We start from the raw sequence: 19,750 nt of genomic DNA, 5'->3' as shown, positions 1-19,750 counted from the left end.
TTTGGGAGAACCTTTTGAACTTAACCCCTAGACACACGTCCCTCGAAGACTTGATCGCCATTTTGTCGGGTACATTTATCGTGGCACAGGGCGTGTTCTTTCTTCAACAGGCTGGCCTTCTTACAGGCGGTACGACAGGACTGGCACTTTTGCTCAATCAGTTTGTGGATCTGTCGTTTGGTACTCTGTATTTCCTGTTTAACCTGCCTTTCTATGTCATGGCGTGGAAACGCTTTGGGCGCCAGTTTGCGCTAAGAAGCGTGTTTGCCGGCGCCATGGTTTCCATTATCACGGACAACATTGGCCATGTGTTTAGCGTGGATTGGCTATCACCCGTGTATTGCGCGTTGATTGGTGGATTGCTGATGGGTGTTGGCATGCTGATGATTTTCCGTCACAACGCCAGCTTGGGCGGCTTCAACGTGCTTGCGCTGTTTTGTCAGGAAAGGTTTGGCGTGCGCGCGGGTAATGTTCAGATGGGAATCGATTTATCAATTCTTCTCGCCTCGTTTTTCTTCGTCTCACCTTGGCTATTGGCGTGCTCGGCGATGGGTGCATTTGTCCTGAACCTTGTACTTACCATGAACCATCGTCCAGATCGTTACGTGGTGTGTTATTGAATACGGTTGCAACCAACCAAAAGCAGTCGTTTGAAACAAGAAGGCCTCCCAGTGGGAGGCCTTCGACATATCTGTGGATGGCGGTTATACCGCTTCTTCGTCTTCTTCACCTGTACGGATACGAACAACACGTTCAACTTCGGTAACGAAAATTTTGCCGTCGCCGATTTTTCCGGTTTGCGCTGTTTCTACAATGGTATCGACGCACTGATCCGCCATATCAGCGGCAACCACGATTTCTAGCTTCACTTTCGGCAAAAAGTCGACCATGTATTCAGCACCACGGTAAAGCTCGGTGTGGCCTTTCTGACGGCCAAAACCTTTCACTTCAGATACCGTCATACCCGTAATACCCACTTCAGCTAACGCTTCACGGACGTCATCTAGCTTGAATGGTTTAATAATCGCTTCGATTTTTTTCATGTCGCATTCCCTATAAGTGCCGATCCCTAGCAACCGAATCAGCAATATCATCAATAAATTCGTTTAACGCTATGACGTTAATTGTAACCCGAGGTGAGGGATAGCGCGCAGCTTTCACTCTCACATTCGTGCATCGTATCGGCTCAAATCAGAGATTTTTTCCATTGGGTCGGCTTCGCATCGCCGCTTGCAAACGGCGGTTGGTAGCCTGAATTCGTCAATAATGACTGCATTGGCTTCCGCCCAATTACCGCACCACAGTCCACTTTGAGTTCATGTGTAATGGTTGCGGCATACGCTTCTAACGCATTTAACAAGATTTTACCGATACCCTGTAATCGTGAAGATTGATCCACTTCTAGCAGGGTTAACGTGGCGTTTTCCACCATGATGCCGTTATGACGCTTGGCGTGCGAAAGCACAGCCACAGCGACCGGCGCACCTTCCTTTTCTGCCACCAACACGGGCACTTCTTGATCGGAAGACATCTCATCCAGTTGAGATAAAGCGGGGAAACGGGTCAACAGCTCAGATGAGACTTGCCCCGTGGGAATGAGTGTAAAACTGATTGCACTGTCCATTTGCATCTCTCCTCCATTGCCATCGGAATATACCTTTTCGCCCTTACCGCATGCAATGAGATAAAAAACCGCCACCCGTGGGCAGCGGTTTGTGTCACAAATTTGGCGATTCCTTCATCCAATTATCCCAGCGTTACACGCGCATTGCGGAACATACGCATCCATGGGCTGTCTTCGCCCCAGCTGTCTGGGTGCCATGAGTTCGCCACGGTACGGAACACACGCTCAGGGTGCGGCATCATGATGGTCACGCGACCGTCGGTGGTCGTGAGGCCTGTGATGCCGTTTGGCGAGCCGTTCGGGTTAGAAGGGTAGTTTTCGGTCACTTTGCCGAAGTTATCCAAGTAACGCAGCGCCACAGTACCAGACTGCTCAATCGCAGCAAGATGTTCAGCATTGCGCACTTCCACACGGCCTTCACCGTGAGAAACCGCGATAGGCATGCGAGAACCCGCCATGCCACCAAGGAACAGGGATGGGTTTTCTTGCACTTCTACCAAGCTGAAACGCGCTTCAAAACGCTCAGATTCGTTGCGTACGAAGCGTGGCCATAAATCCGCGCCTGGGATCAGGTCATGAAGGTTCGACAACATCTGACAACCGTTGCACACACCCAGCGCAAATGAATCGCCGCGGTGGAAGAAACGCTCGAACTGATCACGCGCCATGTCATTAAACAGGATGGATTTCGCCCAACCTTCGCCCGCACCCAATACGTCGCCGTAAGAGAAGCCGCCACAGGCGACAAGACCATTGAAGCCTTCTAGCGTGACATTGCCGCTCAAGACATCACTCATGTGAACGTCTTTCGCGTCAAAACCAGCACGGTCAAATGCCGCTGCCATTTCAACGTGCGAGTTCACGCCTTGCTCTCGCAAAATCGCCATTTGAGGACGCGCACCTGTTGCGATGAACGGTGCAGCCACGTCTTCTTGAACGTCGAACGACAACGCTGCGCTCAAGCCTGGGTCAGTGACATCTTTCTTCGCCGCAAACTCTTGGTCTGCACAGCTTGGGTTGTCACGCATTGCTTGCATTTTATGGGTCGTTTCCGCCCAGATGGTGCGGAGTTCAGTGCGGTTTTGTTCCAGCACCAATTCGTCACCGTTCCAAATGCGAACCGTATCTTCATCGCTCAGCGTACCAATCACGTGGCTACATGCTTCTAGACCATGAGACGCCAAGGTCGATTGCACCGCGTCCAAGTCTTCAGTACGAACTTGAATAACCGCACCCAACTCTTCGTTGAACAGTGCTGCCAATTCATCATCACACTCGCCCGTCGCAGACAAGGTATTGATATCGACGTCCAGGCCAACGTGACCCGCAAACGCCATTTCAGCCAAGGTCACATAAAGACCACCGTCACCACGGTCGTGGTAAGCCAGAAGCTTCTCGTCACGTACCAAGGTTTGCATAGCATTGAAGAAGCCTTTCAGTAATTCAGGGCTATCAACATCCGCAGGCTTGTCACCCAATTGCTTGTAAACCTGCGCCAGTGCGGTTGCGCCGAGGCGGTTTTGGCCTTGACCTAGGTCGACCAGTACCAATGCGCTCTCGCCTTTATCCGTGCGAAGCTGAGGCGTGACGGTTTTACGAACATCTTCAACACGGCCAAATGCCGTGATCACCAAAGAAAGCGGTGATGTGTTTTCTTTCTGCTCGCCGTCTTGCTCCCAACGGGTTTTCATCGACATCGAGTCTTTGCCCACTGGAATCGTCAAATCAAGTGCTGGACACAACTCTTCACCGATCGCTTTCACGGCTTCATAAAGACCGGCATCTTCACCCGGGTGACCCGCTGCAGCCATCCAGTTCGCTGAAAGGTTGATGCGTTTCAGGTCACCAATGTCAGAACACGCGATGTTGGTCAGTGACTCAGCCACAGCCAAACGCGCCGACGCGGCGAAATCAAGCAGCGCAACTGGCGTACGCTCACCCATCGACATGGCTTCGCCGTGGTAGGTGTCATAGCTCGCAGCCGTTACCGCACAGTTCGCCACAGGTACCTGCCATGGGCCAACCATTTGGTCGCGTGCAACGAGGCCCGTTACCGTGCGGTCACCGATGGTGATAAGGAAGGTTTTCTCTGCCACAGAAGGCAAACGCAATACGCGAAGTGACGCGTCTTCCACCGAGATTCCTGTACGGTCGATCGCTTTGCCTTCCACTTTCTGAGTTTGCACGTCGCGGTGCATTTTCGGTGGTTTGCCCAGCAACACGTCTAGCGGCATGTCGATTGGTGTATCGTCAAAATGCGCATCTTCAAGGGTCAAATGACGCTCTTCTGTCGCTTCACCCACCACAGCATAGGGTGCGCGTTCGCGTTTACAGATCGCATCGAACACGGCCATGTTTTCTGGCGCAACGGCCATCACATAACGTTCTTGAGATTCGTTACACCAAATTTCTAGCGGGCTCATGCCCGGCTCGTCGTTCGGTACATCGCGTAGCTGGAATTTACCGCCACGCTCACCGTCATCAACCAATTCAGGCAATGCGTTAGAAATACCGCCCGCGCCCACATCGTGAATAAAGGCGATAGGGTTGCTTTCACCCAACTGCCAACAACGGTCGATCACTTCCTGACAGCGGCGCTCCATTTCTGGGTTTTCACGCTGTACTGATGCGAAATCAAGATCTTCTGCTGACTGACCAGACGCCATTGACGAGGCTGCGCCGCCGCCAAGGCCGATATTCATCGCAGGGCCGCCCAGCACGATAAGCTTCGCGCCAACCGGGATTTCTTTCTTCTGAACGTGTTGCTCACGAATGTTACCCATACCACCAGCGATCATGATTGGCTTGTGGTAACCACGGACTTCTTCACCGTTGTGTGACGTGACTTTTTCTTCGTAAGTACGGAAGTAACCCAACAGGTTTGGACGACCAAATTCGTTGTTAAACGCTGCGCCACCCAGAGGGCCTTCTAGCATGATGTCCAACGCATTCACGATACGGTCAGGTTTGCCGAAATCGGTTTCCCAAGGCTGCTCAAAACCCGGAATACGAAGGTTTGATACGGTGAAGCCAACCAAGCCCGCTTTTGGCTTACCGCCAATACCGGTTGCGCCTTCATCGCGGATTTCACCGCCAGAACCGGTTGATGCGCCCGGCCATGGCGAAATCGCCGTTGGGTGGTTGTGCGTTTCAACTTTCATCAGGATGTGTGCCGCTTCCTGATGGTAGTTATATTGGCGAGAATCAGGGTTAGGGAAGAAACGGCCTACCTCAGACCCCATCATGACAGCGGCGTTATCTTTGTAGGCAGACAACACATATTCACTGTTATGTTCAAAGGTATTTTTGATCATTTTGAACAGGCTCTTGTCCTGATCAACACCATCAATCGTCCAATCCGCGTTGAAGATCTTGTGACGACAGTGCTCTGAGTTGGCCTGAGCAAACATCATCAATTCGATGTCGTTCGGGTTGCGACCCAGTTTGATGAAGCTTTCCACCAAGTAATCAATTTCATCGTCTGCAAGCGCAAGGCCCAGCTCCACGTTGGCAGTAACCAATGCGTCGCGACCACCACTTAGCACATCAACGGCTTTCACTGGTGCAGGGGTTGCTTCAATGAACAGCGCGGACGCATCTGCCATATCTGCAAACACCACTTCCATCATGCGATCGTGAAGTAGCCCAATAAGTGTGCTTGTTTGTGCGTCGGTCAGTTCCGCAGACAACTCAACGTAGTACGCCGTGCCGCGCTCAAGACGCTTGATTTGGTTTAATCCGCAGTTGTGTGCGATATCGGTCGCTTTAGAGGACCAAGGAGAAATAGTGCCGGGGCGTGGCGTAACAAGAATCAAGGTTCCTGTTGGAGCATGTTCCGCGATTGTTGGTCCGTACGTGAGAAGACGCGCCAACTTTTGTTGTTCATCTTCACTCAACGGCGCGCTGATATCAGCGAAATGGGTATACTCTGCATAGAGGCCAGTAACAGGCAAATCATTCGCCTGACAGCTTTCTAGAAGTTTATTGACTCGAAAATCGGACAGAGCGGGGGAACCACGCAAAATTTCCATGTGCGTACGTCTCTCGGTTAGCGGTGGATTAAAGTGACATTGACCTAACCCCATGATTAATCGCTGCTAACGTTCATGGAAAAGCCACGTCGATACCACTTTTGAGCCTCCAACAAGGTCTTCGGGGCGGTATTATAGGGTAAAAAGGTGAGCGACGTAACACCTGACGCAACCGTTTGCGTAACTTTTTTCTGATGAACTTTGATCTTGTCAGAATACGGCACAATTTCAGCAAGAAATGCAGCTCGGCTTTTCGCGTAGTGCGAGCTTTGATATAACAGTCCCCTATCGATAGAGAGTGAGCATATCTTTTTGAACGCTAACGCAGTAAAACGACTTTATCCCCTGCTAGTAGGCATCATGGCGGTTTTCTTTCTTTCCGCCTGCGAGTGGCACTATGACGACAGATCTGAGCTGGAGAAAATCCGCGATCGTGGCGTCTTACGTGTAGGTACGCTCAACAACCAGTTGTCATATTACATTGGTTCCGATGGCCCAACAGGCCTCGACTTCGAACTCGCGACCCAGTTTGCAGACAGCCTTGGCGTCAAACTCGAAATGCAGCCGGCATATACCCTTTCAGGTCTTTTCCCCGCGCTTGAGCGTGGTGATGTGGATATTTTGGCCGCAGGCTTGACCATCACTGAAGAGCGCATGAAGCAGTTCCGCCCGGGACCTGCGTATTATTTTGTCAGCCAGCAATTGGTGTACAAAAACGGCCATTGGCGCCCGCGTAACCTCACTGAGCTGAATAAAGACGGCGCACGTATCGCCGTGGTGGAAGGTTCTAGCCATGCCATGACCCTTCAAGCCATTCAGCGCGAGTACCCAGATTTGATTTGGGAAAGCATCAAAGACACCGACGATGACGAGCTTCTTAAACAGGTCGCCGATGGACAACTCGACTTTACGATTGCCGACTCTGTCGATATTGCGCTGATCCAACGCACCCACCCCACCATCACCGTCGCGATTGAATTAACGGAAGATGAGCCTGTGGCTTGGTTTATGAAGAAAACCCAAGACGACAGCTTGTATGCGCTGATGATCGAATTCTTCGGCAAGAAAACCCAAAGTGGTGAATTGGCTGCATTGGAAGAGAAGTACTTCGGCCATGTCGACAGTTTTGACTTTGTCGACACCCGTGCTTTCTTACGCGCCATCGACAGCAAATTGCCGAAGTGGGAACCGCTATTTAAAAAGTACGCCGACGAATTTGATTGGCGCTTACTGGCAGCATTGTCCTACCAAGAATCCCATTGGAACCCGCGGGCGGTATCCCCGACTGGGGTTCGCGGCATGATGATGCTGACACTGCCTACAGCAAAATCTGTTGGCGTGAAAAACCGTTTAGATCCAGAACAAAGCATTCGAGGCGGTGCCGCATACCTACGTAAAATGCTCGACCGCGTGCCAGACAGCGTGAATGAACACGAGCGAATTTGGTTTGCCTTTGCGTCTTACAACATCGGTTTTGGTCACATGATGGATGCGCGTCGACTGACCAAGGCGCAAGGCGGAAACCCTGATTCATGGGCGGATGTGAAGCAACGTTTGCCGTTGTTGGCGAAGCGCCAGTACTACACGCAAACCCGTTATGGTTACGCGCGCGGCTATGAAGCGAAAAGCTACGTAGAGAATATCCGTCGCTACTACCAAAGCATCATTGGACATGAACAAGACAAGGCCCTTGCCATTCAAAGTGAAGAAGCCGATAACGTGGATGATCTGCAAACCATTGTGGTGGACATGGAACAAGCTGCGCCAAATAGTGAAAACAAAGCTGACGGTGAGGCACCTGCTGAGAAAGCTGACGACAAAACGTTAACTGAGCCAGAAAAGTCAGAACGTCCCAAAGGCGAAAACGACAGCGACAAAAAAGGCGACTAACCTGTCATAGTGTGTTCACACTAGCAGGTTATAACCTTAACCATCTAGCGAATCACGAGCGCAGCATTGGCTGCGCTTTTCATTCCTTTATGGAGCAACAGATGTTAGCGAAGAAAAGACAAGCTCAAGCAAGCTTCAGTCGAAGCAGCAGCATGGCTGCGAACCGCCGCAAGAGAATGCGTTCTAACAACTTGAAGAAAGTGTTATGGCGTCAACGCACCTTTGCGATCAGAGAGTTCGCAGCCTTTGAGGAAAACTATTAAGCGTTTTTGTTCAACGTGACTTTTTTTGCGGATTTGTTCGGCTTTTCAGCGCTCTCCGAGCCTTCAGCAGCCAACGCCGCCTTGCGTGCTTCTTTCTCCGCCTTTTTTTCCGCTCGACGACGACGGAAAAACGCTTGTAACTGCTCACGGCATTCCACGTCTAGCACACCACCTTCATAAGCAACATGGTGGTTTACACCGTCATAGCTGAGTAAGTTCATCACACTGCCCGCCGCGCCTGTTTTCGCATCGGATGCGCCAAACACCACTTTGCCGATTCGGCTATGCACCATCGCACTGGCACACATAGGACAAGGCTCCAGCGTGACGTACAGTGTGGCATCGAGCAATCGATAATTTTGCAGGACTTTCCCCGCCTGACGCAGCGCCATCATTTCAGCGTGTGCCGTCGCATCGTGCTGACCGATTAACCGATTCCAACCTTCACCAATCACAACACCATTGTGAACAACCACCGCCCCTACTGGCACTTCGCCTTCGGCTTCTGCATTGCCCGCAAGCTCAATGGCTCGTCGCATAAATTGATGATCTAATTCTGTTTGCGTCACGTCGTTTTCCACTGTTACTTTCCATCACTCGATTGCGAGACGGAGTATATACGTAAACCACCTCTAGGTGCTGCATCCTATGCGCAAGGACGAGGATATAACCGTCATAGCGCTTTATTTGCCAGCGCATCGGTTAAAAACGCCACCAGCGTTTTCACCCTCAAAGGCTGCAATCGGCGATGCGGGAAAAGTGCCCAAATCCCTTCTTCAAGATCTTGATAATTGTTCAGCACACGCACGACTGAACCTTCATCCAATGCGGTTTGCAGATAATAGTCTGGCAATTGAATCAAACCACTGCCCTGCTTTGCGGCATCTAACAAAGCGATACCGCTGTTACAACGCAATGAGCCTGAAATGCGGATATTTCTCTCGCGTCCTTCTTCACGAAAACGCCAATAGTCGTGCTGCCCTCGTAAGCAATTATGCTGACTTAACTCGGACAAAGTATGCGGCGTACCGTTCTTCGCCAAGTAGGTTGGTGAGCCACACACAATCAGCTTACGTGTTGCGAGGCGCTTGCACACCAATGACGAATTGGCTAGTCGCCCCAAGCGAATGGCAAAATCACACCCTGAATCAATTAAATCCAATTGGTTGTTGGTCAAATCGACCTCGATTTCAACTTCTGGGTACTGAATCATGAAATCCAAGATGATCGGCATGATCATCTGCTCACCATAGGTGACGGGGGCCGTCAGTTTAATTTGCCCACGCGGTGACTCCTTTAACTGTGTTAACGCGCTTTCAGCTTCCCGTAATCCGTCTAAAAGAAGGCGACAATGTTGAAAATACGTATCCCCTTCATCTGTAAGCGACACGCGGCGGGTTGTTCTGAACAACAATCGCGTATCTAACCTATCTTCTAGTAAAGACACTTGACGACTGACATGTGCCGTTGATGTACCCAATCGTTGTGCTGCTTTGGTAAAGCTTGCCGTTTCTGCCACAGCGACAAATTCTGAAACGCCTTGCCAATCTGCCATTGTTACTGTCCAGTAAAAGTAAATTGCAGGAATTATGGATTATCAAGTGACAGGAAACAAATAAACTATGACCAACTTTACAGCGTAATACTGCGTTGTCACAGAAGTGAACCCATTCAAGTTCTTGGTCTCTTCTATGGTTAGTCGAGAGAGCAACAATACTTTTTCTGAGGATATTTTCATGACAGACCAATTCATCAAATCTCGTGCAGCGATCGCATGGGAAGCAGGCAAACCACTGAGCATTGAAGAAGTTGATGTGATGCTACCCAAAGCTGGCGAGGTACTTGTGCGTATCATTGCTACAGGTGTCTGTCATACCGATGCCTTCACCCTATCAGGTGACGATCCAGAAGGTATTTTCCCTGCTATTTTGGGTCATGAAGGCGGTGGTATCGTTGAGCAAATCGGCGAAGGCGTCACTAGCGTACAAGTGGGTGATCACGTCATTCCACTTTATACCCCAGAATGTGGCGAGTGTAAGTTCTGTAAATCAGGCAAAACCAACCTATGCCAGAAAATTCGTGAAACCCAAGGTAAAGGCCTAATGCCTGACGGCACAACCCGTTTCTACAAAGACGGCCAACCGATTTACCACTACATGGGCTGTTCAACGTTCTCTGAGTACACAGTATTGCCAGAAATCTCGTTAGCCAAAGTCAACAAAGAAGCACCTCTAGAAGAAGTATGCTTGCTCGGTTGTGGCGTAACAACGGGCATGGGTGCGGTGCTCAACACGGCGAAAGTACAAAAAGGCGACACGGTTGCTGTATTCGGCCTTGGTGGTATTGGCTTGTCAGCCATCATCGGCGCAGCAATGGCAGGCGCGAGCCGCATCATTGGTATTGACCTGAACGAAAGCAAATTTGAGCTGGCAACCAAGTTGGGCGCGACCGATTGCATCAACCCAAGCAAGTTCGACAAACCGATTCAAGACGTGATCGTTGAAATGACCGACGGCGGCGTGGATTACTCGTTCGAGTGTATCGGCAACGTTAACGTGATGCGCTCAGCGCTTGAGTGTTGTCACAAAGGTTGGGGCGAATCCGTGATCATCGGTGTTGCTGGTGCAGGCCAAGAGATCTCAACCCGTCCATTCCAGTTGGTAACAGGTCGCGTATGGCGCGGTTCTGCATTCGGTGGCGTTAAAGGCCGTTCAGAACTGCCTGAAATCGTTGAGCGCTACCTTGCAGGTGAGTTCAAGCTGGATGACTTCATCACACACACCATGGGCTTAGACGGTGTTAATGAAGCGTTTGACCTGATGCACAAAGGTGAAAGCATCCGTACCGTCATCCATTTCGATAAGTAATTCAGTCACTGACCGCGTTTTGCTCACACAAAACGCGGTTTGAATGGAGCTCGTAATGAGTATTGAAAACATCAGTAGCAACCGCAGCTTTGGCGGTTGGCACAAGCAATATACCCACGCATCGCGCACCGTTCACTGTGATATGCGATTCGCTATTTTCCTTCCACCTCAAGCCTCTGAAACCAACAAAGTCCCGGTGCTTTATTGGCTGTCAGGCCTGACGTGCTCTGATGAAAACTTCATGCAAAAAGCAGGCGCACACCGCATTGCTGCTGAGTTGGGGATTGCCATTGTGGCACCTGACACCAGCCCGCGTGGAGAAAATATTCCTGACGATCCTGACGGCGCATACGACTTTGGCATTGGTGCGGGCTTCTATGTGAACGCCACTGAAGCCCCATGGAATCGCTTTTACCACATGTATGATTACGTGGTGAAAGAGCTACCAGCAGTGATTGAAGATCACTTCCCCGTCAGCGATGTTAAAGCGATCTCAGGACACAGCATGGGTGGTCACGGTGCATTATCCATCGCCTTAAAAAACAGTGGTCTTTACCGTTCTGTTTCTGCGTTTAGCCCAATTGTAAACCCCATCAATGTACCTTGGGGACAGAAGGCCCTAAGTAATTACTTGGGTGAAGACAAAAGCACATGGGGCGAATACGACAGTTGCGCATTGATCAAAAAAGCGGACGCTCACCTGCCGATGCTGATAGACCAAGGCGATGCTGATCAGTTCTTGCACGAACAGCTTAAGCCAGAAAACCTGCTTCAAGCGGCAGAGGAAGTTGGCTACCCACTAGAGCTTCGTATGCAAGAAGGCTATGACCACAGCTATTACTTCATCTCTAGCTTTATTGAAGATCACGTGCGTTTTCACGCCAAGCACCTCAAATAGCGTCAGGCTTACCCGAATCTGAAAAGCCGGCGGTCGCCGGTTTTTTTTATGTCAGCCTCTTTTGCTGGTCTCTCTGCGCACTTATCTCCCTCGTGAGGACTTTCTGTCGTGCAAGCTCTCACAAGCAACCACTCTCACGTGAACATTCGGGCGAAAAAAAGCCCCGCACAACGGCGAGGCTCTCGGTTCATTACGGTGTGCCTTTGTTCAAGCACACTCGCAAGCATCACGCTTACATAGAGTAAGTGTATGGCGCTTGAATACCCAATGGGATACCTAGAGCCCAGTACGCTAGTAGGAAGATACTCCAACCGATCAGCATCGCGATCGAGTAAGGCATCATCATTGACGCTAGGGTACCGATACCTGTGCTCTTCACATAACGTTGACAGTAAACAACCACCAGCGGGAAGAACACCATCAAAGGAGAAATGATGTTAGATACAGAGTCACCAACACGGTAAGCCGCTTGAGACAGTTCAGGGGAGATACCCAACGCCATCAACATAGGCACAAGGATAGGACCAATCAATGCCCATTTCGCTGATGCAGAACCGATCAACAGGTTCACACTCGCCGTTAGCAGAATCATACCAATGATGGTCAATTGACCCGGCATGTTCAGTGCTTTAAGCAACTCAGCGCCTTCCAATGCCAACAAAGTACCAATGTTTGATTGGCTGAATGCAGCAAGGAACTGCGCACAGAAGAATGACATCACAAGGTAGCTACCCATGGTAGACATGGTCAGGCTCATTGCCTTGATGATGTCACCTTGGGTTTTGAATGTACCTGCTACACGGCCATAAACCACACCTGGAATAACAAACAGGATGAAGATCAGTGGCACGATAGATTTCATCAGCGGTGCTGTGAACGCCGTCAATTCACCTTCAGGCGAACGCAGTGCAGAAGATTCAGGAAGCACAGCAAACACAAGTAGCGCGATACCTGCAAGCATCGCAAAGCCTGCGCGGTTGAATGCTTTACTTTCGATATCCGTGAAGCTACCCAAATCCGGTGCTTTTTCAGCATCTTCATCGATTGGCAGTTTGCTTAGGCGCGGCTCAATGATTTTTTCAGTCACGTACCAGCCGATACCCACGATCAGGAACGAAGACAAACCGGTGAAGTAAAGGTTAGCCAGTGGGTTTACCACGTAGTCTTTATCCAATACTTGTGCTGCTGACTGAGTGAAACCCGCAAGCAATGGGTCGATACCCGCAGGAATAAAGTTCGCAGAGAAACCGCCTGATACACCCGCAAATGCAGCTGCAATACCCACCAGTGGGTGACGACCCGCTGCGTGGAAGATAATGCCGCCCAATGGAATAACCAGAACGTAGCCCGCATCTGCCGCTGTGTGCGACACGATTGCCACTAAGATAAGTGCTGGTGTCAGCAATTTCTTAGGGGTGACGTTTAGCATTTTTTTCAAGCCAGTGGTGATGAAGCCAGACGCATCTGCCACACCCACACCCAGCATTGCCACTAGCACGATACCCATAGGCGCGAAGCTAGTGAAGGTGGTGACCATATTGGCAAGGAAGTTCGCCAATGCAGTACCAGTAAGGAGGTTGTTAATTTCTACGGATGCGCCGGTAACAGGGTGTATCAGGCCAAAATCAACCTGAGAAAGAAGTGCCGACAGGCCCCAAACAATCAACAGTCCATAAAAGAACAATAATGCCGGATCAGGGATTTTGTTCCCTGCTTTCTCAATCCCGTTGAGAAACTTGTCCATTGCGCTTTTTGGCGCGTCTGGAATGTTGTCCATAGCATGGTTACTCATGTAAAGCTCCATGGTTAAAAGTGTGTGTTTGCTTCGCTTGCTGCGAATTATTTTTCTGACGTGAAACCACGTCATAATTATTCAACAGCATAAAATACATATTTAATTCTTATTTGGTAGTCACAAATGCCCAATTAACTCACAAAAGAAGAATATTAGTTCAGAAAATACACACCTTTTCTACACGCTGGAAACAATGAACCACCTGACGCGCAACAAACGAAATAATGCGTTTACGTCAGGATGAAGAAATGAGTATTAGGCAGGCTGTTAGTGAGTGGCGTCACGGTTTTGAGAGGACAGAAAGATCAGACAAGTTCAAGTGAGTACTGAAAGAAAGGCATACATTGGTGAGCGAAAAATCACCACTAATGAAAAAGCCTCCGCCTGATTGGCGGAGGCTTTGAGTGCTTTAATGGTTAGCGATTAAACGTTCGCAAAATCAAACATGTCCGAACTGACATTCCAGCATTTGAAGTTTTCGAGAACGATCTGTGTGTTATCGCAATCAAACGTAATCAGGGTTGATTTACCCCAATCAAACGAATACACGTTGACTTGACTGATGTGCGTGGCGACAGAATTATCAATCACCAGCGAATCATAGTGCTTGTTGAAATCTTTAATGGTGTCTCGACCATCATTGGTTTCAAACACGAAGCTGTCACAGCCACTGCCACCAGCGAGGATGTCATTGTGGTTACCACCTTGCAGCCAGTCATTGCCAGAGTTGCCGTACAACTTGTCACAACCATTACCACCCAGCAGTTGATCGTTACCCGAGCCGCCAGAAAGCAGGTCGTTATGATTACCGCCATTCAAGGTATCGTTGCCAGGACCACCATACAGACTGTCACACCCATCGTTGCCATTTAGGGTGTCGTCACCTGCTTGTCCATACAAAATATCGTTGCCAGCGCCGCCAGAGAAACTATCGTCACCAGCACCACCGAAGAAGGTATCGCAGCCGGCGCCACCGTCGCCATAATCGTTACCATCACCACCATGGATAGTGTCATTACCGCCGCCAGCCCAGAAACCATCATTCCCGTTACCACCATGCAGCACATCGGTGCCATCACCTGTGGTGATGTGATCATCGCCATCGCCACCAAAGACGGTATTGTTGCCGCTCTGGTCTGTAATGACATCGTCGCCGCCATTCCCGTAGATGGTATCGTCACCCGCGCCACCATCGATCACGTCATTACCGTGGCAATCATCGGTTGCTTCAAGCACCACGTTATCAATTAAGGCACCGATACAGTCGGACTTGCCTGTAGCTGTAAAGCTCAGTGTGATGTCTTCAACACCTTGAGGGATCTCAAAGCTGGCCTCGAAGTTTTGGTAAGCACGAACCGTCGACTGGTTATCAAAAGATCGACTAAACAACACATTGCCATCACCATCAAAGACCTCAACCTTGAATGGACTGGTTGTGGTGTTGTTACCCGCAAAGCGATTGGCATAATCAAAGGAGAAGTTCATGGTGCGGTCGCCGTCTGCTGTCACGTTGGTGACATCAATATCTTGGCGAACAGAGGTGTTGACTGTGCTATCCAGCTCTAGCACTGTGTTGTGCTGCGGGTTGTAAGGCGTACCGCCAAACGATCCTTGCTGCAGTTCGATCTTCGTGGCATCCACGCTATACCAACCCGGGACTTGGTCATCTTCTAGCAAGGTCCACTCATTGCCAGAGTTATCACCCCAACTTTCAAAACCACTGTTAAGGACGAGGTTTATTTCGTCGCCGTAAATGACATCATCGCCATCGCCGCCCGTGATCGTGTCATCATCACAACCGCCTGAGATAATGTCATCCCCCGCGCCGCCATCAATGGTGTCATCATCATCTCCGGCCCAAAGGTCATCATTGCCGTCACCGCCGATCAGCGTGTCATCACCAATAAATCCTTCGAGTTTGTCATCGCCGTCGCCACCGTCCATGTAGTCGCTGCCAGCCTGACCAAAGAGCATGTCGTTATCGCCATCACCGTACATTTGGTCATCGCCATCACCGCCGAGCATCACGTCGTCACCATTGCCCCCATGTTGGGTATCTGCGCCGTTTTGCCCCCAAAGATAATCCGCACCATTCCCGCCGTTTTGGGTGTCGTCGCCGTCACCGCCCCAGAGAATGTCGTCGCCAACGTTGCCATCCATGGTGTCGTTGCCTGCATCTCCCCAAAGAATGTCATCACCTTGGCCCCCGTCTAGGGTGTCGTCGCCATCACCGCCAAATAAGCGGTCAGAGCCACCTTGGCCAAAAAGAACATCATTCCCAGCTTGACCGTAAACAACGTCGTCTGCCAAACCTGCATAGATGGTGTCATTGCCTTCACCACCTTCGATATTGTCTTGTCCATCATTCCCGTAGAGGAAGTCCGCACCGCCGCCTCCGACAATGGTGTCGTCACCCGTACCGCCGTGCACTTCGTCATCGCCTTCCGAACCGAGCAAAGTGTCATTGCCTGAACCACCATTGATATAGTCGTTACCACCCTCGCCGCGGATATAATCATTGCCATCAGAACCATAGATTTCATCCGCGTCTGATGTGCCTACGAGTGTGTCATCGTTCACTGTTCCATTGATCGTTGCCATTTTCGATACCTTTTAATAAGTCATACGAATATTGATGTGAGCACTTCTTTCGAGAGTAAGAAGCCCTATAGACATCTGGGCCACAGAAGACTAGAAGCTCATACATCGCACTATCGACTATGGCAGAGGTTGAGAGCGTTTCAAGGTCAGAAAAATGGACGTGAAACCATGAAGTTAGACGACATAGGAGGAGGACTAAAAAAGCATTAACTAATATATAAGAGTGTCTAGTCAGCGTTTTTCTAAAGAATAAGACGGGAACATACAGAGCATCGTTCTGTTTAAAAATTCGTGCTATTGCACTGATGATAAGCAGATTTATCAATAAGCAGGTGTTTGCATAACTCAATGTCAACCTGCAGTCAGCTAATGGTTAATTTTTGACCTTTACATTACCTAATGCATAAAAAAACCCCGAAGCCTGTTCGGGGTTTAGAAAAGCTAGGCGATTAACGCATACTTTATTGAAACAGAAATAATGAATTATTCCCACTCAATCGTTGCAGGTGGTTTGCCCGAAATATCGTAAACCACACGGCTGATACCATCGACTTCGTTGATGATGCGGTTAGACACCTTACCCAAGAAATCGTATGGCAGGTGCGCCCAATGTGCGGTCATGAAATCGATTGTTTCAACAGCACGTAGAGACACAACCCAATCGTATTTACGACCGTCGCCCATTACGCCCACAGAGCGAACAGGCAGGAAGACAGTGAATGCTTGAGACACTTTGTTGTATAGGTCTGCTTTGTGCAGCTCTTCAATGAAGATAGCGTCAGCACGGCGCAGCAAATCACAGTATTCTTTCTTCACTTCACCCAGTACACGAACACCTAGGCCAGGACCTGGGAACGGGTGACGGTAAAGCATGTTGTAAGGCAAACCAAGTTCTAGGCCGATCTTACGCACTTCATCTTTGAACAGCTCTTTCAGCGGCTCAACCAATCCCATTTCCATGTCATCTGGCAGACCGCCAACGTTATGGTGAGATTTAATCACGTGCGCTTTACCCGTCTTAGACGCTGCAGATTCGATCACGTCTGGGTAGATAGTGCCTTGCGCTAGCCATTTCGCATTGCTCAGTTTCTTCGATTCTTCATCGAAAACATCGACAAACACATGGCCAATTTTCTTACGCTTAGCTTCTGGATCTGAGATACCTTCCAGCGCGTTAAGGAAGCGCTCTTCGGCATCGACTTTAATGATGTTTAGGCCAAATTGGTCACCAAACATTTCCATGACTTGTTGGCCTTCATTCAAACGAAGCAGACCGTTATCAACAAATACACAGGTAAGTTTGTTACCGATTGCGCGGTGCGCCAGCATCGCAACAACAGAAGAGTCCACACCGCCCGACAAGCCAAGGATAACTTCGTCATCACCCACTTGCTCTTTAATACGCGCAACGGCATCTTCGATAATTGACTCAGCAGTCCACAAACGCTCACAACCACATACGTTCAGTACGAAGTTCTCAAGCATCTTCAGACCATTTTTGGTGTGCGTTACTTCTGGGTGGAACTGCACGCCGTAGTATTTTTTCTCTTCATTTGCCATCGCCGCGTACGGACAGGTGTCTGTTTGCGCGATTTTCACGAAGTCAGATGGGATCTCAACCACTTTGTCACCGTGGCTCATCCATACATCTTGAGTAGTTTCTAGGTCAGCAAACAGTGCTGAATCACCCGTCACCTGTACTGCTGCATAACCAAATTCGCGTTCGTCAGAGCCTGCTACTTTACCGCCAAGTTGCTCTGCCATGGTTTGCATGCCGTAACATACACCAAACACTGGCACGCCAGAGTCGAATACATATTGAGGCGCACGTGGAGAGTTTGCTTCTGTCACGCTCTCTGGGCCACCAGACAGGATAATGCCATCTGGATTGAACTCACGAATATCCGCTTCATCTACATCCCAGCTCCATAGCTCACAGTAAACACCGATTTCGCGTACACGGCGTGCGACGAGTTGAGTGTATTGAGAACCGAAATCCAAAATTAGAATGCGTTGGTCATGGATGTCTTTAGTCATTTTGAGCAGTCTTATCGTTACCGCCAGCTAAGCTTGATCGCTTGGGAAGACCCATACCATATGGGTTTTCTTTCCTACGCTGTGGTTGTGGGTTATGAAAACGAGGCGAGTTTACTCGCCTCTTATCAGTGCTTCAAGAAAAAAAGCAAACGTTTACGTCGAAGGAATTCTTTACCAGAAATTAGCTGCGACGGTAGTTCGGTGCTTCTTTGGTGATCTGTACGTCATGCACGTGAGATTCCGCCATGCCCGCACCTGAAATAACAACAAATTCAGCTTTGGTGCGCATCTCTTCAATCGTTGCTGAGCCAGTCAGACCCATGCTTGAGCGTAGACCGCCCATTTGCTGGTGAACGATTTCTTTCAGGTGGCCTTTATATGCAATGCGACCTTCGATACCTTCAGGAACCAGCTTGTCTGCCGCATTGTCTGATTGGAAGTAGCGGTCTGAAGAACCTTGAGACATTGCGCCCAATGAGCCCATGCCACGGTAAGATTTGTATGAACGGCCGTTGTATAGGATCACTTCACCTGGTGCTTCTTCTGTACCCGCAAACATTGAGCCAACCATGACACACGATGCGCCAGCCGCGATGGCTTTACAGATATCACCAGAGAAACGGATGCCACCATCAGCAATAACAGGAATGCCGTAGCCATTTGCGACTTCAACAGCATCAGCAATCGCTGTGATTTGAGGAACACCAACACCCGTAACGATACGTGTAGTACAGATAGAGCCAGGGCCAATACCCACTTTAACCGCGCTCACACCTGCTTCAATAAGGGCTTTTGCACCTGCACCCGTTGCGACGTTGCCGCCGATGATGTCGAGATCAGGATATGCTTCGCGTGTTTCGCGAATACGGTTTAGTACACCTTCAGAGTGACCGTGTGAAGAGTCAATAAGTAGAACATCGACGCCTGCTTCAACCAGTGCTTTTACACGCTCTTCGTTGCCAGCGCCTGCACCCACGGCCGCGCCAACACGCAGACGACCTTGCTCATCTTTACAAGCGTGTGGTTTGGTTTCAGCTTTGTGGAAATCTTTTGCGGTAATCATCCCTGTCAGTTGGAAATCATCGTTCACAACCAGTACTTTCTCAACGCGCGCCTGGTGCATTTTTTCTTGCACTTCTTCGCGACATGCGCCTTCTTTTACACTTGCCAGACGCTCTTTTGGCGTCATAACAGCAGAGACTTTCTTGGATAGGTCAATCACAAAGCGAACATCACGACCAGTAATGATACCCACAAGCTCATTACTCTCGGTGACGACAGGGAAACCTGCAAAACCATGCTTTCTGGTGAGTTCAACAACATCTGCGATTGTCGCATCTGGATGAACAGTGACTGGGTGGGTAACAACGCCAGCTTCATAGATCTTCACTTGGTGAACCATCTCGGCTTGCTGTTCAATTGACATATTTTTATGAATGAAGCCAATGCCGCCTTCCTGCGCCAGTGCGATAGCCAAACGCGCTTCAGTCACTGTGTCCATAGACGCAGAAATCATTGGGATGTTCAACGAAATAGTTTTCGTCAGTTGAGTACGTAAGTCGGCAGTGTTTGGAAGAACTGTGGAATGTGCTGGAACCAGCAATACATCATCGAAAGTTAGGGCTTCTTTAGCTATTCGTAACATTGCAATATCTCACGCCAAAATTAAATACGGGGGGTCTAAATATTGCCGCCGCATTATACTGATGACGCAAACGTTTGGCTATAGATTTTCACGAAAACG

Annotated in this window: 14 protein-coding genes; 5 read left to right on the top strand and 9 right to left on the bottom strand. The window is 49.6% G+C overall.

Going from position 1 to position 19,750, the window contains the following annotated elements; genetic code table 11:
* Positions 1–14 precede the first annotated feature (14 nt).
* Positions 15–620: a DUF6198 family protein gene (locus tag EQP46_RS19825; RefSeq protein ID WP_129495285.1), complete on the top strand. Its 606-nt coding sequence runs from the start codon at positions 15–17 to the stop codon at positions 618–620.
* 84 nt (positions 621–704) lie between these two features.
* On the opposite strand, the gene glnB is transcribed toward EQP46_RS19825, so the two are convergent.
* From glnB to purL, 3 genes are all read right to left on the bottom strand, one after another.
* The gene (gene glnB / locus EQP46_RS19820) at positions 705–1,043 is read right to left on the bottom strand and encodes a nitrogen regulatory protein P-II (RefSeq protein WP_129495284.1); all 339 of its coding nucleotides are present in this window, start codon (positions 1,041–1,043) and stop codon (positions 705–707) included.
* A gap of 143 nt (positions 1,044–1,186) precedes the next feature.
* Positions 1,187–1,624 (bottom strand): GNAT family N-acetyltransferase, encoded by a 438-nt coding sequence (locus tag EQP46_RS19815; RefSeq protein WP_129495336.1) that lies wholly within the window; start codon positions 1,622–1,624, stop codon positions 1,187–1,189.
* A 122-nt stretch (positions 1,625–1,746) separates the two neighbouring features.
* Entirely contained in the window at positions 1,747–5,655 is a 3,909-nt protein-coding gene (gene purL, locus EQP46_RS19810; RefSeq protein ID WP_129495283.1) for a phosphoribosylformylglycinamidine synthase, read from the bottom strand.
* Between the two features lie 360 nt (positions 5,656–6,015).
* On the opposite strand from purL, the gene mltF reads away from it, so the two are divergent.
* Both mltF and EQP46_RS24285 read left to right on the top strand, forming a co-directional pair.
* Positions 6,016–7,545 (top strand): membrane-bound lytic murein transglycosylase MltF, encoded by a 1,530-nt coding sequence (mltF, locus tag EQP46_RS19805; RefSeq protein ID WP_240671774.1) that lies wholly within the window; start codon positions 6,016–6,018, stop codon positions 7,543–7,545.
* A 101-nt stretch (positions 7,546–7,646) separates the two neighbouring features.
* Positions 7,647–7,808: a hypothetical protein gene (locus EQP46_RS24285; protein ID WP_167482784.1), complete on the top strand. Its 162-nt coding sequence runs from the start codon at positions 7,647–7,649 to the stop codon at positions 7,806–7,808.
* Here the strand turns inward: EQP46_RS24285 and tadA are convergent.
* Positions 7,805–8,389 carry a tRNA adenosine(34) deaminase TadA gene (gene tadA / locus EQP46_RS19800; protein ID WP_129495281.1) on the bottom strand — a complete coding sequence of 195 codons (585 nt, stop codon included), beginning with the start codon at positions 8,387–8,389 and terminating at the stop codon, positions 7,805–7,807. The genes EQP46_RS24285 and tadA overlap by 4 nt on opposite strands.
* Before the next feature lie 92 nt (positions 8,390–8,481).
* Positions 8,482–9,363: a LysR family transcriptional regulator gene (locus EQP46_RS19795; protein WP_129495280.1), complete on the bottom strand. Its 882-nt coding sequence runs from the start codon at positions 9,361–9,363 to the stop codon at positions 8,482–8,484.
* A gap of 181 nt (positions 9,364–9,544) precedes the next feature.
* On the opposite strand from EQP46_RS19795, the gene EQP46_RS19790 reads away from it, so the two are divergent.
* Complete coding sequence (locus EQP46_RS19790) at positions 9,545–10,675, top strand: S-(hydroxymethyl)glutathione dehydrogenase/class III alcohol dehydrogenase (protein WP_129495279.1); 1,131 nt, start codon at positions 9,545–9,547, stop codon at positions 10,673–10,675.
* A 55-nt stretch (positions 10,676–10,730) separates the two neighbouring features.
* Positions 10,731–11,573 carry an S-formylglutathione hydrolase gene (gene fghA / locus EQP46_RS19785; RefSeq protein WP_129495278.1) on the top strand — a complete coding sequence of 281 codons (843 nt, stop codon included), beginning with the start codon at positions 10,731–10,733 and terminating at the stop codon, positions 11,571–11,573.
* Positions 11,574–11,805: 232 nt separating this feature from the next.
* Here the strand turns inward: fghA and EQP46_RS19780 are convergent, their stop codons facing one another.
* The 4 genes from EQP46_RS19780 to guaB all read right to left on the bottom strand — a co-directional run bounded on the left by EQP46_RS19780 (position 11,806) and on the right by guaB (position 19,651).
* A complete protein-coding gene (locus tag EQP46_RS19780) occupies positions 11,806–13,365 on the bottom strand; it encodes an AbgT family transporter (protein ID WP_129495277.1) in 1,560 nt (519 codons plus the stop codon).
* Positions 13,366–13,791: 426 nt separating this feature from the next.
* Entirely contained in the window at positions 13,792–15,969 is a 2,178-nt protein-coding gene (locus tag EQP46_RS19775) for a calcium-binding protein (protein WP_129495276.1), read from the bottom strand.
* A 483-nt stretch (positions 15,970–16,452) separates the two neighbouring features.
* Positions 16,453–18,006, bottom strand: a complete 1,554-nt coding sequence (gene guaA, locus EQP46_RS19770; RefSeq protein ID WP_129495275.1) for a glutamine-hydrolyzing GMP synthase — start codon at positions 18,004–18,006, stop codon at positions 16,453–16,455.
* A gap of 181 nt (positions 18,007–18,187) precedes the next feature.
* Positions 18,188–19,651, bottom strand: coding sequence for an IMP dehydrogenase (guaB, locus tag EQP46_RS19765; protein ID WP_129495274.1), 1,464 nt, complete (start codon positions 19,649–19,651; stop codon positions 18,188–18,190).
* Positions 19,652–19,750: the final 99 nt, after the last annotated feature.

The sequence above is a fragment of the Enterovibrio baiacu genome (genome assembly GCF_004120195.1).
Lineage (GTDB): Bacteria > Pseudomonadota > Gammaproteobacteria > Enterobacterales > Vibrionaceae > Enterovibrio > Enterovibrio baiacui.
This window is presented reverse-complemented; position numbering and strand designations above follow the sequence as displayed.